This window comes from Mycobacterium asiaticum (assembly GCF_001668675.1).
Lineage (GTDB): Bacteria > Actinomycetota > Actinomycetes > Mycobacteriales > Mycobacteriaceae > Mycobacterium > Mycobacterium asiaticum_D.
The window spans coordinates 20,256-34,963 of record NZ_LZKQ01000151.1; the positions used below are offsets into that span (position 1 = coordinate 20,256).

At 67.1% G+C, this 14,708-nt stretch carries 13 protein-coding genes and 1 tRNA gene; 6 read left to right on the plus strand and 8 right to left on the minus strand.

What is annotated here, in order from left to right:
* Positions 1–61: 61 nt before the first annotated feature.
* Genes A9X01_RS13330 through A9X01_RS13340 form a run of 3 tightly spaced genes read left to right on the plus strand, consistent with a single transcriptional unit; the run spans position 62 to position 5,407 of the window.
* Complete coding sequence (locus A9X01_RS13330; RefSeq protein ID WP_065121230.1) at positions 62–1,231, plus strand: acyl-CoA dehydrogenase family protein; 1,170 nt, start codon at positions 62–64, stop codon at positions 1,229–1,231.
* A complete protein-coding gene (locus A9X01_RS13335) occupies positions 1,228–2,049 on the plus strand; it encodes a mycofactocin-coupled SDR family oxidoreductase (RefSeq protein WP_065121231.1) in 822 nt (273 codons plus the stop codon). Before A9X01_RS13330 ends, A9X01_RS13335 begins: the two co-directional genes overlap by 4 nt.
* A 49-nt stretch (positions 2,050–2,098) precedes the next feature.
* Positions 2,099–5,407, plus strand: a complete 3,309-nt coding sequence (locus A9X01_RS13340; RefSeq protein WP_216638911.1) for a helix-turn-helix transcriptional regulator — start codon at positions 2,099–2,101, stop codon at positions 5,405–5,407.
* A gap of 6 nt (positions 5,408–5,413) precedes the next feature.
* Here A9X01_RS13340 and A9X01_RS13345 read toward each other — a convergent pair whose 3' ends face one another.
* The 5 genes from A9X01_RS13345 to A9X01_RS13365 all read right to left on the minus strand — a co-directional run bounded on the left by A9X01_RS13345 (position 5,414) and on the right by A9X01_RS13365 (position 12,288).
* Complete coding sequence (locus A9X01_RS13345; RefSeq protein ID WP_065121232.1) at positions 5,414–6,490, minus strand: phosphotransferase family protein; 1,077 nt, start codon at positions 6,488–6,490, stop codon at positions 5,414–5,416.
* Between the two features lie 53 nt (positions 6,491–6,543).
* The gene (locus tag A9X01_RS13350) at positions 6,544–8,280 is read right to left on the minus strand and encodes an ABC transporter ATP-binding protein (protein ID WP_065121233.1); all 1,737 of its coding nucleotides are present in this window, start codon (positions 8,278–8,280) and stop codon (positions 6,544–6,546) included.
* Positions 8,277–10,865, minus strand: coding sequence for an ABC transporter ATP-binding protein/permease (locus A9X01_RS13355; RefSeq protein ID WP_065121234.1), 2,589 nt, complete (start codon positions 10,863–10,865; stop codon positions 8,277–8,279). The genes A9X01_RS13350 and A9X01_RS13355 overlap by 4 nt, the downstream gene beginning before the upstream one ends.
* The gene (locus tag A9X01_RS13360; RefSeq protein ID WP_065121235.1) at positions 10,865–11,578 is read right to left on the minus strand and encodes a TetR family transcriptional regulator; all 714 of its coding nucleotides are present in this window, start codon (positions 11,576–11,578) and stop codon (positions 10,865–10,867) included. Before A9X01_RS13360 ends, A9X01_RS13355 begins: the two co-directional genes overlap by 1 nt.
* Before the next feature lie 89 nt (positions 11,579–11,667).
* Entirely contained in the window at positions 11,668–12,288 is a 621-nt protein-coding gene (locus tag A9X01_RS13365) for a TIGR03085 family metal-binding protein (protein WP_065121241.1), read from the minus strand.
* A gap of 86 nt (positions 12,289–12,374) precedes the next feature.
* Here A9X01_RS13365 and A9X01_RS13370 point away from each other — a divergent pair, with 86 nt between their 5' ends.
* A complete protein-coding gene (locus tag A9X01_RS13370) occupies positions 12,375–12,590 on the plus strand; it encodes a DUF3072 domain-containing protein (RefSeq protein WP_065121236.1) in 216 nt (71 codons plus the stop codon).
* A gap of 13 nt (positions 12,591–12,603) precedes the next feature.
* Here A9X01_RS13370 and A9X01_RS13375 read toward each other — a convergent pair.
* Positions 12,604–12,687, minus strand: a tRNA-Leu gene (locus A9X01_RS13375).
* Between the two features lie 61 nt (positions 12,688–12,748).
* On the opposite strand from A9X01_RS13375, the gene A9X01_RS13380 reads away from it, so the two are divergent.
* Positions 12,749–13,141, plus strand: a complete 393-nt coding sequence (locus A9X01_RS13380; RefSeq protein WP_065121242.1) for a hypothetical protein — start codon at positions 12,749–12,751, stop codon at positions 13,139–13,141.
* Entirely contained in the window at positions 13,138–13,494 is a 357-nt protein-coding gene (locus A9X01_RS13385; RefSeq protein WP_065121237.1) for a DUF3817 domain-containing protein, read from the plus strand. Before A9X01_RS13380 ends, A9X01_RS13385 begins: the two co-directional genes overlap by 4 nt.
* Positions 13,495–13,505: 11 nt before the next feature.
* Here the strand turns inward: A9X01_RS13385 and rdgB are convergent, their stop codons facing one another.
* Positions 13,506–14,108, minus strand: a complete 603-nt coding sequence (gene rdgB / locus A9X01_RS13390) for an RdgB/HAM1 family non-canonical purine NTP pyrophosphatase (protein WP_065121238.1) — start codon at positions 14,106–14,108, stop codon at positions 13,506–13,508.
* A partial coding sequence (gene rph, locus A9X01_RS13395) for a ribonuclease PH (protein ID WP_065121243.1) occupies positions 14,105–14,708 on the minus strand: 604 nt, incomplete at its 5' end. The genes rph and rdgB, both read right to left, overlap by 4 nt.

A 14,708-nucleotide genomic window follows, 5' to 3' on the forward strand; every position in this document is an offset into this window, starting at 1 on the left:
CCAATATCGTATTTCATATACGATATTGCAAAATCGCCCACCCGCCGAAGGAGCACTTGCAATGACGGCTGAGGTTCCCGAAGTCGCCGACGAGGATTTCCAGGAGATCCTGGCGCAGACCCGCCAGTTCGTCCGTACCGCGGTCGTTCCGCGGGAGCAGGAGATTCTGGACGAGGACCGGGTGCCCGACGACCTTCGCGACCAGGCAAAGAAGATGGGCCTGTTCGGCTACGCCATCCCGCAGGAGTGGGGCGGGTTGGGCCTGAACCTGGTTCAGGACGTCGAGCTGGCAATGGAGCTGGGATACACGTCGCTTGCGGTGCGGTCGATGTTCGGCACCAACAACGGCATCGCCGGACAGGTCCTCGTCGGATTCGGCACCGACGAGCAGAAGCGCCGATGGCTGGAAGGGATCGCCTCCGGCGATGTGGTCGCGTCGTTCGCGCTCACCGAGCCGGGTGCCGGCTCCAATCCGGCCGGTCTGAAGACCAAAGCCGTTCGGGACGGCCAAGATTGGCTCATCTCGGGACAAAAGCGCTTCATCACCAATGCCCCGACCGCCAACCTGTTCGTGGTGTTTGCCCGCACCCGGCCCGCCGACGACCAAGGCCCGGGCGTCGCCGTCTTCCTGGTTCCCGCCGACGCGCCGGGCGTGTCGGTTGGCACCAAGGACGCCAAGATGGGTCAGGAGGGCGCCTGGACCGCCGACGTCAGCTTCGACGATGTTCGCGTGGACGACACCGCCTTGGTCGGCGGCAGTGAGGACATCGGGTATCGCGCCGCCATGACCTCGTTGGCCCGCGGGCGGGTGCACATCGCCGCGATCGCCGTCGGTGCCGCGCAGCGCGCGCTCGACGAATCCGTGGCCTACGCCGCGACCGCCACCCAGGGCGGAACGCCGATCGGCAACTTTCAATTGGTGCAGGCGATGCTCGCCGACCAGCAGACCGGCGTGCTCGCCGGCCGGGCTCTGGTGCGCGACACCGCACGTCAGTGGGTGAGCAACTCCGACCGGCGGATCGCCCCGTCGGCCGCGAAGCTCTTTTGCACCGAAATGGCCGGCAAGGTAGCCGATCTCGCCGTGCAGATCCACGGGGGCAGCGGCTATATGCGTGGGGTGCCGGTCGAACGGATCTACCGCGATGTTCGCCTGCTGCGCCTCTACGAGGGGACCAGCGAGATCCAGCAACTGATCATCGGCGCGAACCTGGTCAAGGCGGCACAGCGGTGACCGGCCGGCTGCACGACAAAGTCGCATTCATCACCGGGGCGGCGCGCGGACAAGGACGGGCGCACGCCGTGCGGATGGCAGCCGAGGGCGCCGACATCATCGCCATCGACATCGCGGGCGAGTTGCCGCCCTGTGTCCCCTACGATTCCGCGACGCCCGAAGACCTGGCCGAAACCGTCCGCCTGGTCGAACAGACCGGTCGGAAGATCATCGCCGCCACCGCCGACACCCGCGATCTGTCGGCGCTGCGCAGGGTCGTCGACGACGGCGTCACGCGGCTCGGCCGATTGGACATAATCGTTGCCAACGCGGGCATTTCGGCACCGCAGGCGTGGAACGAAATCACCCCGCAAGACTTCCGCGATGTGATGGACATCAACGTCACCGGCACCTGGAACACCGTGATGGCCGGAGCGGACAAGATCATCGAGGGCGGACGCGGCGGGTCCATAATCCTGATCAGCTCCGCGGCGGGCGCCAAAGTGCAGCCGTTCATGGTGCACTACACCGCCAGCAAACACGCCGTCACCGGGTTGGCTCGCGCCTTTGCCGCCGAGTTGGGCAAGCACTCGATCCGGGTGAACAGCGTCCACCCCGGACCGGTGAACTCGCCGATGGGCAGCGGCCAAATGGTTTCGGCCATGGGCAAAGTCATGGAAACCAACCCGCAGCTGTCGAACATGCTGACACCGTTCCTGCCCAGTTGGGCCGCTGAGCCGGAGGATATCGCCGACACCGTCTGCTGGTTGGCCAGCGACGAGTCGCGGAACATCACCGCCGCCAAGATCCCCGTCGATCAGGGATCCACCCAGTACTAGCGGTTGATATACGCGCAGACGCGTATGTTTTCCGGGCGTCGCCGGCTGCATGCTGGTTAACATGAGCGAGATCGATCGACTGGCTGCCTTTGACTGGAGCGATGCCGCCATGAATGCGCATCTCCCGACCGGAACAGTGACGTTGCTGTTGGCAGACGTCGAGGGATCGACGCAGCTGTGGCAGTCCAGACCCGCGGAGATGACCGCCGCGATCGCCGCCCTCGACCGGACGCTGGCCGAGCTCGTCAGCGCACACGACGGGGTGCGTCCCACCGAGCAGGGCGAAGGCGACAGCTTCGTGCTTGCTTTCCACCGCGCATCGAACGCCGTGGCGTGCGCGCTGGCGCTGCAGCGAGCCCCGTTGGCCCCCCTGCGTTTACGTATCGGCATCCATACCGGCGAAGTGCAGTTGCGCGACGAAAACAATTACGTGGGACCCGCCATCAATCGAACGGCGCGGGTACGCGAGCTGGCCCACGGAGGCCAAACCGTACTGTCTGGCACCACCAGCGATTTGGTTGCCGACGCCATTCCCGCGGACGCGTGGTTGGCTGACTTGGGGACCCACCCGTTGCGCGATCTGCCTCGGCCGGAACGCATCGTTCAGCTGTGCCACCCCGACTTATGCAACGAGTTCGCGCCGCTGAGGTTGCGGGACAGCCTTACCGTTGCGCATCTTCCGGTTCAGCTCAACAGCTTCGTCGGGCGTGCCTCGGAGATGTCCGCGGTGCGCGGGGTCCTTGGCGAGAACCGGATGATCACGCTCACTGGCGCCGGCGGGGTGGGCAAGACCCGCTTGGCGGTAGAGGTCGCCGCGGCCGCGGCTGCTGAATTCCGGGACGGTGTGTGGGCGGTCGATCTGGCCCCGATTGTGGACTCCGACCTGGTGCCGATCACCGTGGCGCGGGCACTGGGTCTACCGGACCAGCCAGGCCGGTCTGCGCAGCACAAGCTGCTGCAATTTATCGGCGCGCGGAAGATGCTGTTGGTACTGGACAACTGCGAGCATCTGCTCGACGCGACCGCCGAGCTCGTTACCGCCCTCATCGGTGGCTGTCCCGGACTCTCGGTGCTGGCCACCAGCCGCGAGCCGATCGGTGTACCCGGTGAAGTCACTTGGCGGGTCCCATCGCTGTCGCTTGCCGACGACGCGGTCCAGCTGTTCAGCGACCGGGCGCGTCAAGTACAGCCCAGCTTCTCGGTGCGTGAGGACAACTCCGATGTCGTCGTGGAGATCTGCCGCCGCCTCGACGGCATGCCGCTGGCAATCGAACTGGCCGCCGCGCGGATGCGCGCTCTGTCGCCGCAGGAGATCCTTGCGGGGCTGAGGGACCGGTTCCGATTGTTGACCGGAGGGTCGCGAACCGCGGTGCGCCGCCAGCAGACACTGCAGGCATCCGTGGACTGGTCGCACAATCTGCTGACCGAGCCCGAGCGCGTATTGTTCCGGCGATTGGCCGTATTCCTAGGCGGATTCGACCTGACGGCCTGCCAGGAGGTCCTCAGCGACCGCACCCTGGCGCGCCATCAGGTGCTGGATGTGTTAGCTCTGCTCGTCGACAAGTCGCTGGTGATTGCCGAAACCGAGAGGGGCACAACCCGATACCGGCTGCTGGAAACGATCCGCCAGTACGCCCAAGAAAAGCTTACCGAGTCGCCGGACGGAGCTGCCGTGCGAGACCGCCACCGCGACTACTACACCGCGCTGGCCGCTGCTTTGGAAGCTCCCGCGACCAAAAACCTGGCGCTACAACTGACCCGGGCAGAAGCCGAGATTGACAATCTGCGTGCCGCATTCGCGTGGAGCGAAGAAAACTCCGACATCGACAGCGCGTTACTGCTGGCAACATCGTTGCAGGCGCTCTGGTTGACACGGGGACTCCTCAACGAAGGAAGGGATTGGCTTGACATCGGACTGGCACGTGCCGCCTCCACTGAGGTGACACCCACCAACCTGGCACGAGCGTTGGCCGATAAGGCATACCTGGACAACATGCGCACGGCCGAATGCGCCGAGGCGGCACGCCGCGCGGTGGCGATCGCGCGCGAACTCGATGATCCCGCGTTGTTGGCCCGCACCTTGGCTGCGCTCGGACGCGTCACCGCGTGGGACGCCAACCAGTCCGGTCCGATCCTGTCGGAAGCCGCCGAGTTGGCGCGCGGAATGGATGACCGGTGGCTTCTGAGCCAGGTCCTGTACTTCCAGGCACTCATGGCTACGGTCGGCTCGGGGGACCTGGACTACGGAATCGCAGCCGCGGAGGAGGGCCGCGCCTTGGCCGACGAGATCGGCGACCAAGGCTACTCACGAGCATGCCGCTGGTGTCTGGCCGGGGCGCAATCGGCGCGCGGCGATCTCGTGGGCGCCGAGAAGGAGTTGCGTGGACTGATGATCGAAGCGGACCTGGCACACGCGCTGATCTGGGAAGTGAACGCCCGAACGGCTCTCGGCCAGGTACTGGCCTACACCGGACGAGCCGCTGAGGGCCGATCCATCGTGCTCGAATCATTGGACCGTGCGGCCGAACTCGGCGGCTACCAGGAGGGCATTGTTTACGCGGCGCTGGCTGTCACCGCTCTTGCCGACGGCGACGTGGCGCAGGCTGCCGAGGCCAGCGACGCCACCGTCGAGCGCCTCAGTGGGTGGCCGTGGCTTGCCACTACCGTCGCCAAGCCTGCCGCCCAGGCCGCGTTGGCCCAAGGTGACCTCGCAACAGCCCGCCGTCGAGCAGATGCAGATGTGGACGCAGCGCTGGGCTGGTTCTCAGTACACGCACTGACCACCCGGGCGCGGGTCGCATTAGCGCAGAACGAGTTCGGACAGGCAGAGCGCGACGCACACGAGGCGCTGGCGCGCGCCGCCGAGATGAGCACTCTCCTGTTCGTCCCGGATCTGCTGGAGATACTGGCCACGCTGACCAACACAGCGGGCAGCCACTTGGAGGCGACGCGGCTGTACGCGGCAGCACAAGCGATTCGGGAGCGTACCTCAATCGTGCGCTTCCGAGTCTACGATGCCACTTACCACGAATCGCTCGACGAGGCGCGAAATGCGCTGGGCATAACCGCCTTTGACGAGGCGTCGGCCGCCGGCCTGGCGCTGTCCACCGATGAAGCGATCGCCTACGCGCAGCGCGGCCGCGGCGAACGGAAACGACCGCCCAGCGGTTGGGATTCGCTCACTCCGACCGAGCTCGACATCGTGCGGCTGGTCAGTGAAGGTCTGGGCAATAAAGATATCGGCGGTCGGCTGTTCATCTCGCCGAGAACGGTTCAGACGCACCTGACGCACGTATACAACAAGCTGGGGCTCACGTCGCGCATGCAGTTGGCGCAGGAAGCCGGCCGACGGACCTGACTCCGCTCAGCCGATCAGATCCAGCGTGCCCAAGTCACGGATCGCCTCACACCCGCGTCGCAGCATGGTCAGCACCATGTCGTCACCGCGCTCGGTGGCGGTCGCGAAGGCGAAGCCCAGCGCCGAGATCAATACGGTGTGCGGCATACCGAGTCGGTAATCGCGCCAACAGGTTTCGCGGTCGTAAGCGGTGACACCGTGTCCGAGCAGCGCTCGGTGGTAGTCGTCGACGAGCTCCGCCTCGATGGCTTTGCGTAGCTCGGAATCGAGGCTGGTCGCCGTGAAATAAGCCAGATCCCTCGCCGGCAGCCCGATACCGAGGGTCTGCCAGTCCACCACGCTCACCCGGGTGTGATCGGGATCGAACAACAGGTTGTCGAGCCGGTAGTCGCCGTGCAGCAGCGCGAAGCGGTCCCGCTCGGCAAGCAACCACGGCGTCACCAAGGCCATTGTGGCGCTGAAGGTCTCGCGGTCCTCGGCGGTCATCCGGTCACCCAGCTTTTCCAGGGTGATGCCGGCGCTCATCTGCGCAACGTCGCCGAGGCCCTTGGCGGAATCCTCGTCGGGCCGTCCGAAGGCGATGCCCGGTAGATCCAGCCATACCGGATCGCACCAGCTGGGCCCGTGCAGCCCGGCCAGCGCCGTCACCGCCAGCCGCGCCTCTCGCTTACCACAGCCGGCGAGCTGATCACCCTGTACCGCGGGCGCTTGATCAGCCAGCAACAGCGCGTATTCCATTGCATCGTCGGTAATTTCGCAGTAATAGCAGTTGGGCACCGGAACCCGCACCCGGTCGGCCACCGAGGTATAGAACGCGCACTCACTGCGGTAACCGAAGACGACGCGGTCCCGCACCGCGTCGTCCTGGGCCGGCAGCTTGATCACAAAGGTCTGCGGGAGATCGTCCGGGTCTGTCCGGTAGGTGACCGTCACCCGGTAGGTGGCTCCGGTCTGTCCGGTGCCGATCGCTACGACGTCGGCCTGTGACACCTCGACCGGGGTGCCCCGGTGGCTCAGCGCTGTCGACAGCCACTCAGGCGTGACGTCGGCGGGGTACCGAGGAATGGACAACAAGGCACTCATGTCACAACTGTAAGGCATACGGCATGAGCTACCGGCATGTCCCGTTGCCGAACTTACTCGGCCAGGATCCGCCAATCCGCGGCCTCGTGCTGCTGGCGCCAGAATTCGCTGAAACGTCCACCGGCATCGAGCAACTCGTCGACGCCGCCATCCTCGACCACCCGGCCGTTCTCCAGGAACAGCACGCGATCGGCGTGCCGAATGCTGGCCAGCCGGTGCGCCACGATCACCCGGGTGTGCGAATGCGGGTCGGCCGTCAGGGCCTCGACCACCGCGACCTCGTTCTCGTTGTCCAGGGCGCTGGTCGCCTCGTCGACGAGCAAGGTCGGTGCGCCCTTCAGCAGGGCGCGCGCGATGCTCACCCGCTGGCGTTCCCCACCGGACAGCGCCGAGCCCGCTTCGCCCACAACGGTATCCACTCCGTCGGGCAATCTGCCGGTGAGCTCGTCGACGCGGGCCAGCCGGACAGCCCGCGCAAACCGCTCGTCGCCGGCTTCCGGGTCACCGGCCAGCACGTTTTCCCGGATCGTGCCGTGGAAGAGGTACGGGTGCTGGAAGACGACGCTGCTGGCGCGCCGACGGGCACCCGCGTCCAGCGAGGTGGCGTCCACGCCGTCGATGAGCACCCGGCCACTGGTCGGCTGGTGCAGTCCGGCGATCAGCGCAAGGATGGTGCTCTTGCCGGATCCGGACGGCCCGACGATCGCGGTCGCAGTGCCCGGCTGCAATGAGAAGCTGACCTTGTCCAGCACCGGTGCGCCGCCGTCGTAACTGAAAGAGACGTCGTCGAATTCGATGCGGGGCGCTGCGGAGGGGTCGCGCAGGGCGGTTGCTCCGGCGCCGAGGGCCGGCGCGGTCAGCACGGACCGGATGCGGTCGAGCGTGGCGCGCACGGTTTCCAGTGCCGGGGCAAGCTCGCTGACGGTGACGAACGGCTCGAGGTAGCGGGCCATCACCACGATCAACGCAACGGCCTCGGACACCGAGAGCGTCCCGGCGACCGTCAGCGCCGTCGTCGCGCCGGCCAGCAGAATCAACGCCAGCTGGCTTGCGATGCTGAACAACAGCTGGCCCGGGATCTGCATGCCCAGCAGTCGCATCATCGCGCTGTGCTGCGCGCTCAGCGCGTCGCCGACCAGGCTGCGGGCCGGCTCGACGCGCCGTGCGGCGCGCAATGCCTGTTGGGTGCGGGCGAACTCGATGATGCGCTCGGTCAGCGCGCTGTTGGCCTCCCCCGCCGCGGCATCGGCCCGGCGTGACAGTCGCACCGATGCCCAGAGTGCCCCGAGCAGCAACGGCACACCGGCCAGCGCGGCCGCGCCCAGCTGCCAGGAGATCGGCAACAGGACCAGTGCGATCACCGCGGGGAGCAGCACCGCGCTGAGCAGCGGCGTCAGCAGATTGACCACCAACCCGACCAACTCGGGCCCGGTCGAGGCGATCGCCTGCCGCGCGGTCGCGGTGTTCTCGGCGGTGAACCACTCCAGCCGCACTTCGGGCAGCCGGTCGGCGATGTCGTGCTGGGTGTGATCCAGGACGGCGAAACCCAAATCGAAACCGATTCTGGCCGTGGCGGTGTCGATGACCCAGCCGAGCACGGTCGCGGCGGTGAGCCAGCCCAGCCACACCAGCGCCCGTCGCGGCGAGTCGCTGAACAGGGCACCCACCAGCGGGACGAGCAGCACGGTGCCCACCGCGCGCACCACCACCGAGAGGAAGGTGAGCACGGCATAGCGCAGCACTTTGGCGCGGCGGTCCGCCGGCACCAGGCCGATCCAGGTGCGGATCATCGGGCGGCCCCCTGTCCTGCGATCGATGCGGATACGGGTTGTCCGGTCTCCCAGAGTCGGCGGTAGCGGCCGTCGGCGGCCAGCAACTCGTCGTGGGTGCCGCGCTCGGCAATGCGCCCGTGGTCGAGCACGACGATCTGGTCGGCGCCGGTGATGGTGTGCAGCCGGTGCGCGATCACCAGGACGGTCCGGTCCTTGGTGAGACGGTTGAGTGCTTGCTGCACAAGGTATTCCGATTCCGGGTCGGCGTATGCGGTGGCCTCGTCGAGGATCAGCACCGGCGTATCGGCCAGGATCGCGCGCGCGATGGTCAGTCGTTGCTTCTCCCCGCCCGAGAGTGCGGCGCTGGCACCCAGGACGGTGTCGTAACCGTTGGGCAGGCGCAGGATTCGATCGTGGATCTGCGCCTCGCGGGCGGCATCCTGGATCTGCGCCAACGTGGCGTCGGGCACGGCGAGCGCGATGTTCTCCGCGACGGTGCCGTGCACGAGTTGGGTCTCCTGCAAGACGAAACCGACGCGGGTGTACAGCTCGTCGGCCGTCAGGGTCCGAATGTCCTGTCCGCCCACCCGGATCGAGCCTTGCTGGATGTCGTGGAACCGGGCCAGCAGGGCGGCCAGCGTGGACTTACCGGAACCTGACGGGCCCACGAGCGCGGTGACGGTGCCGGGTCGCAGTTGCAGCGAGACATCGCGGATCACCGGGACACCGACGCGGTAGGCGAAGCTCACGTGGTCGAACACGACAGTAGCGGCGTCGGAGCGTTCGCGGGGACGGTCCTCGACCTCGAGTTCGGGCTCTGCGAGCGCGATTTGGAGGCGCCGGGCGGCCAGCGTGCCACCGCGAATGCCGGCGATCCCGTAGCCGATACCGAGCAACCGGGTGCCGAAGGTGGTGCCCAGCAACAAGAACGGAAGCAGATCAACCGGGTCCATCCGGTGCGTCACCACCAGCAGGGTGCCGGCCGTGACGATGAGCCACAGGAACGTGGACGGACGCGTGGCCAGGTCCATCATGGTCTTCTTGCCCGCCAGCGGACGCTGCCAAGCAACAAGGAATCCGATGTATTCGTCCAGGCGGCGGCGGAATGTCGACGCGGCGGCCCCGCCGAATACGCGGATCACCGGTTGGCCTTCCAGGTAGGCACCGGCTTCGGTGCTCATTTTCTCGGCCCAGCGCTGGGACTGTGCGATACGCGGGCCGGACTGCACCATCAGGGCCGACGACGTCATCAGGTAAACCAGGACCGGGCCGAACAGCACGAGCGCTACCCGCCAGTCGATGACGAACAGGTACAACAACACCGCCACCGGCGCGACTGCGGCGTTGACCGCATCCGGAATGGCGTGGGTGACCAGGTAGTGCAGTGCGAGGGTGTCGTCCTGGACCAGTTGCTTGATGGAGCCTGACCCGCGCGCGGTGAACCAGCCCAGCGGCAGGCGAGATAGCTTGCCCAACAACCGCGACCGCAACTCACTGGCGAATCGCGCGTCGACGATATGCAGCCAGAGAGTGAGTGCGGCACCGAGCAGGGTGCCCAATCCCAGCAGCGAGACGGCCGCGACGCCCAGGTTCCACAGCCGGGACTCGTCGGCGCCCGAAATCAGCAACCGCGCCAGTTCGACCAGCAGCACGAACGGCGCCAGCTGCACCAGCGTGATGACGGCTTGCAGCACCCCGGAGATGATCAGCGCCGAGCGCAGGGGCGCCAGCAACTGGCCCGCCGCCTGCGCACGCCAGCTGCCGCGGGCGGCCGGAATCGGGGGCGCAGACTCGGTCTGTGCGGCAACGGTTTCCGGCTGTTCATCAGCGGTCTGGTCGGCGGTGTCGGGCTCTTCGCCGCGGCGGGTGCCCATTTCCTTACCGGCGCTCCAATACGCCTGCGCATGAACCTCGGACTTGGGGAACCCGAACGCGTCCCGGAGCCGCTTACGAACGTGCTTGAGCGTGTTGGCTTCCGGGGTGGCCCAGGCATACCAGTTCGACCAGTCGCGGGTTTCGATCGCGTCGGCCAACGACTTGTCGTCGCGCCGGCTGACCCAATGCACCCGTAAGCGGGGGTGCTCGGCGATGGGGATCAGGGTGTCGTTGTCGTCATGCTGCTCGAGGTACATCTCGATCGGGACGTCCTTCGGGACGGTTCCGATGATGCCGTTCATGCCGGGGATCGAGGCGGAGTCGCCGATCAGCAGATAGCCGGCGGGCTGCTCATCGGGCGGGTCGAAGCGGGTGGAGCCCATCAGCGACGCAACGGCGATGGTGGCGCCCGGCTGGACGGTACTCGCCCACGTCGAGGCCGGGCCGGCGGGCTCGTGCAGCACCACGTCGACCGCGAACCGGCCACTCGCCGGGTCAGCCTCGGAAAGCGTGTAACCGCGCTGGAATTCGGTCTTGGAGCCCTTCGGATCCGGGAACCAGAACCGCAGCCAAGCGGCCGGTTCGGCCTCGGTGTCCTCGAACAGCGTCGGGGACTCCATCCTGATCCGGACGAAATGCGGTGCGATCATTACGGTTTCGGTTACCGTCGCCGTGTGGTCGCGTGCACCGAAGCCTTTGAGCATCGCACCCGAGAACCCGCGTGCCATCAACGATCCTCTCCCGCGGCGGTATGGGCCGCCACGACTTCCATGATCGGGCGGCCCGGCGGGATCTCCCGGACCAGGCCCCGAATCGACGCGGCCAGCAACAGCCGCACGTATTGCGAACTCGACAACTCGGGCAGGCCGAGGTGGGCCGTCCCCAGGCGTTCGTCACCGGCCAGCCGGCGATTGGCGGCATCCCGCTCCTGCGCGAACCGATCGGCCTGTTCACCGCCGGTAGTGCTGGCGTTGTTTTCCTCCCGGGCGGCCAGGCTGATCGCCAGCGTGGCCACGGCACTGGCCAGCACGATGGCCGCGTCCTTGGCGTACCCGCGGCGGTTCAGCGCGTCGACCTCGGCAATCAGCAACCCCATGCCGGTGTCGCCGCGCGGGAACAACACCTGCATATAGGACGCCAGTCCGGGGTGCTCGACGGTGAAGCTCCACAGCTGCAGCCCGAACGAAAGCAGGTGCTGCTCGAGGTTATCGGCTGGGTCGTCCGCCAACTCGAGCTCGGCCAGCAAAGATTCACCGACCAAACGCTCAAGGGCCCAACGACTTTCGACATGCCGGTACAGAGCGGTGGCCGAAACGCCGAGCCGGCCGGCTACGCCGTTGATGCTGAGGCGCGCCATACCCAGCTCGCGGCCCACCCGCAGCACGTCTTCGAGCGCGATGAGTGCCGGACGGCCGCCGGTGCGCTGAGCAATGGTTTTCACCCGGCTGACCCCTCGACGCAGTTAGTTACCCCCGTAAACTAAGGGTTACCTTACACGCCGTCAAACGGGCTGGCCGGGTGCTGTCCCCGCTAGAGACTCTTGGGTGCGTTCTGCACGTCGGTGATCGCCTGCTCGTCGCCGTCGAAGTCGACCCGGGCCGTCCTGCCGACCGCGAACAACAGCAACTCCTCGGGCGCCCCGGTCACCGTGACGGCGGGGCCCTGACCGGCGATCAGCACCGTCTTGCCGTCGGTGGTGCGCAGCGCGACGCGACCGGGCACCTTCGCCAGCGTCAGCCGCCCCATCAGTCCCAGCGTCCGCTGCAGCCCGGCGACGAGCTTGGGCTCGAGTTCCCGTGGCTCCCAGTCGGTTCCGGCACGGCGCACGTCCTCGTGGTGGATGAACATTTCGGCGACATTGGCGACCGGGTCGAGCAGTTTGAACGGCGAGTAGACGGGCGGGCCGGCCGCGACCTTGCCCACCAGCTCCTCCCAGTCGGTGTTCTCGGCGACCTTGTTCTGCAACTTCTCGGTGTGGCCGGCGAAGAAGGGAATGAGGATGCCCGGTCCGGCGTCGATACGGTGCTCCCTGATCACCAGATGGGCCGCCAGGTCGCGGGTGCGCCAACCTTCGCACAGGGTGGGCGCATCGGGGCCCGCGGCAAGCATCGTCTCCACCAGAGCGGCGCGCTCCCGTCGTGCAACGGACACTTCGTCTCCTATCATTCGGGCTTCGACCACCATCGTGCCGCACACCACATGTTTCGAATGTATGTGCGATGGCTATCCGCGCTTTTATGAGTAGCAACGCGCAACCAGCCCCGCAGGAGAACCCCGAAAAGGACCCGTCCAACTGGGTGACCGGCGACGAACCGATGACCGGCCCGCAGCGCAGCTATGTGAGCACTTTGGCGCAGGAAGCCGGTCGGGACGTTCCGGACGATCTGACGAAGGCGCAGGCGTCAGAGTTGATCGACGAGTTGCAGCAGCAGACGGGCCGCGGCGGGGTGTAACCCCGGTTATCGGTGCGGGCGGAGGGACTCGAACCCACACGCTCTTTCGAGCACCGGCACCTAAAGCCGGCATGTCTGCCAATTTCATCACGCCCGCGCGACTAGCGATCCTACGCGCGCACAACGACCGCTTGACCACCGCGCGGTACCGTCATGGTGTGTCCACCCCCGCCCCACTACGACGCCACCGCAAGGTCGCGGCGATCATTCTGGTGATCGTTGCGGCGTCCGGTTGCCTGGCGTTGGGCTGGTGGCAATGGACCCGATTCCAGTCGGTGTCAGGCACCTATCAGAACCTGGGTTACGCGCTGCAGTGGCCGCTGTTCGCCGGGTTCTGCGTGTACGCCTACCGGAATTTCGTTCGTTACGAGGAGGCCCCGCCTGACCCGCGGAATCGCGAGGCGGCCACCGAGATTCCTCCCGGCCTGCTGCCCGAGCGGCCGCAGCCCGCCCAACAGCAAGCAGATGATCCCGCCCTGCGCGAGTACAACGCCTACCTGGCCGAGCTCGCCAAGAACGACGCCGAAAAGCAGAACAGGACCACCGCATGAGCGCACCCGAGACACCCGAAGGCGAACGCAGCGCCTCGGTGTTCCCGATCGAAAAGATCCGGACCGCGCTGCTCGCCTACCGCGTGATGGCGTGGGCGACGGGCATCTGGCTGATCGCACTGTGCGGGGAGATCGTGTCGCACTTGGTCTATCACCGCGAGATCCGGTGGATCGAAGTCGTCCACGGTTGGGTGTACTTCGTCTACGTGATCGCGGCGTTCAATCTGGCGATCAAAGTTCGCTGGCCGATCGGCAAGACAATCGGCGTGCTGCTGGCCGGCACGGTCCCGCTGTTGGGCATCATCGTCGAGCACCGGCAGACCAAGGACATCAAGGCGCGCTTCGATTTGTAAAGACTTGTGAATCAGTGCGCCAGCGCGCGCAGCGCGGGCAACAACAGCGCCAGCGCGCGTCCGCGGTGCGACGCTGCGTCCTTCTCCTCCGGGGTCAGCTCGGCCGCGGTCCGCTGCTCGCCGTTGGGCACGAAAACCGGGTCGTAGCCGAAGCCGCCGTCGCCGCGCGGTGCTCGCGCGATCGTGCCGCGCCACTCCCCCCGAACCACCACCTGGTCGGCATCGGAGACCAGCGCGCAGGCCGACACGAACGCCGCGCCGCGCCGCCCGTCGGGCACGTCAGACAACTGAGCCAACAGAAGCTCGGTATTGGCGGCGTCGTCGCCGTGCCGTCCCGACCAACGCGCCGACAACACCCCGGGCATCCCGTTGAGTGCGGCGACCGTCAATCCCGAGTCGTCGGCGATGCTCGGCAGGCCGGTGGCGGCGAACGCGTCGCGCGCCTTGGCCAGTGCGTTCTCCTCGAAGGTCGCGCCCGTCTCGGGCGCCTCGGCGAATGCCGACACGTCGTCCAAGGACACCAGCGATACGCCCAACAGACCGGCGCCGTCCAGCACGCGCTGCAGTTCCGCCAGCTTCTTGCGGTTGCGGCTGGCGACCAATACCCGGGTCAGCTTCCGAACGCCTTCGGTTGCGGGGGCCCCTCCGGCAGCTCACCCGGGTACGGCAGCGCCAACGCTTCACGCTGGGCGGCGAACAACTCGTCGCAGGCTTTGAGCGCCATGTCGAGCAGCTTGTCCAGGGTCGAGCGCGGGAACGTCGCCCCCTCGCCGGTGCCCTGCACCTCCACCAGGGTGCCGGTGTCGGTGGCGACCACGTTCATGTCGACTTCGGCGCGGGAGTCCTCCTCATAGGGGAGGTCCGCGCGGATCCGACCGTCAACGACGCCCACGCTGATCGCGGCGATGGCACACGACAGCGGTCGGGGGTCCGACAGCTTCCCGGCGGCGGCCAGGTAGGTGACCGCATCGGCCAGCGCCACGTAAGCGCCGGTGATCGCCGCGGTACGGGTGCCGCCGTCTGCCTGCAGCACGTCGCAGTCGACGGCGATGGTGTTCTCCCCGAGCGCGGCCAAGTCGATGCACGCCCGCAGCGATCGGCCCACCAACCGACTGATCTCCTGGGTGCGGCCGCTGGGCCGGCCCTTCACCGATTCGCGGTCGGAACGAGTGTGGGTCGCAGACGGCAGCATCGCGTATTCCGCGGTCAGCCAG

Bases quoted from the DNA above. Each gene is read 5' to 3' on its own strand.
- A9X01_RS13330 (WP_065121230.1), top strand. From the start codon at position 62: ATGACGGCTGAGGTTCCCGAAGTCGCCGACGAGGATTTCCAGGAGATC.
- A9X01_RS13340 (WP_216638911.1), top strand. From the start codon at position 2,099: ATGCTGGTTAACATGAGCGAGATCGATCGACTGGCTGCCTTTGACTGG.
- A9X01_RS13345 (WP_065121232.1), bottom strand. From the start codon at position 6,490: ATGAGTGCCTTGTTGTCCATTCCTCGGTACCCCGCCGACGTCACGCCT.
- A9X01_RS13350 (WP_065121233.1), bottom strand. From the start codon at position 8,280: ATGATCCGCACCTGGATCGGCCTGGTGCCGGCGGACCGCCGCGCCAAA.
- A9X01_RS13355 (WP_065121234.1), bottom strand. From the start codon at position 10,865: ATGGCACGCGGGTTCTCGGGTGCGATGCTCAAAGGCTTCGGTGCACGC.
- A9X01_RS13370 (WP_065121236.1), top strand. From the start codon at position 12,375: ATGAGTAGCAACGCGCAACCAGCCCCGCAGGAGAACCCCGAAAAGGAC.
- A9X01_RS13385 (WP_065121237.1), top strand. From the start codon at position 13,138: ATGAGCGCACCCGAGACACCCGAAGGCGAACGCAGCGCCTCGGTGTTC.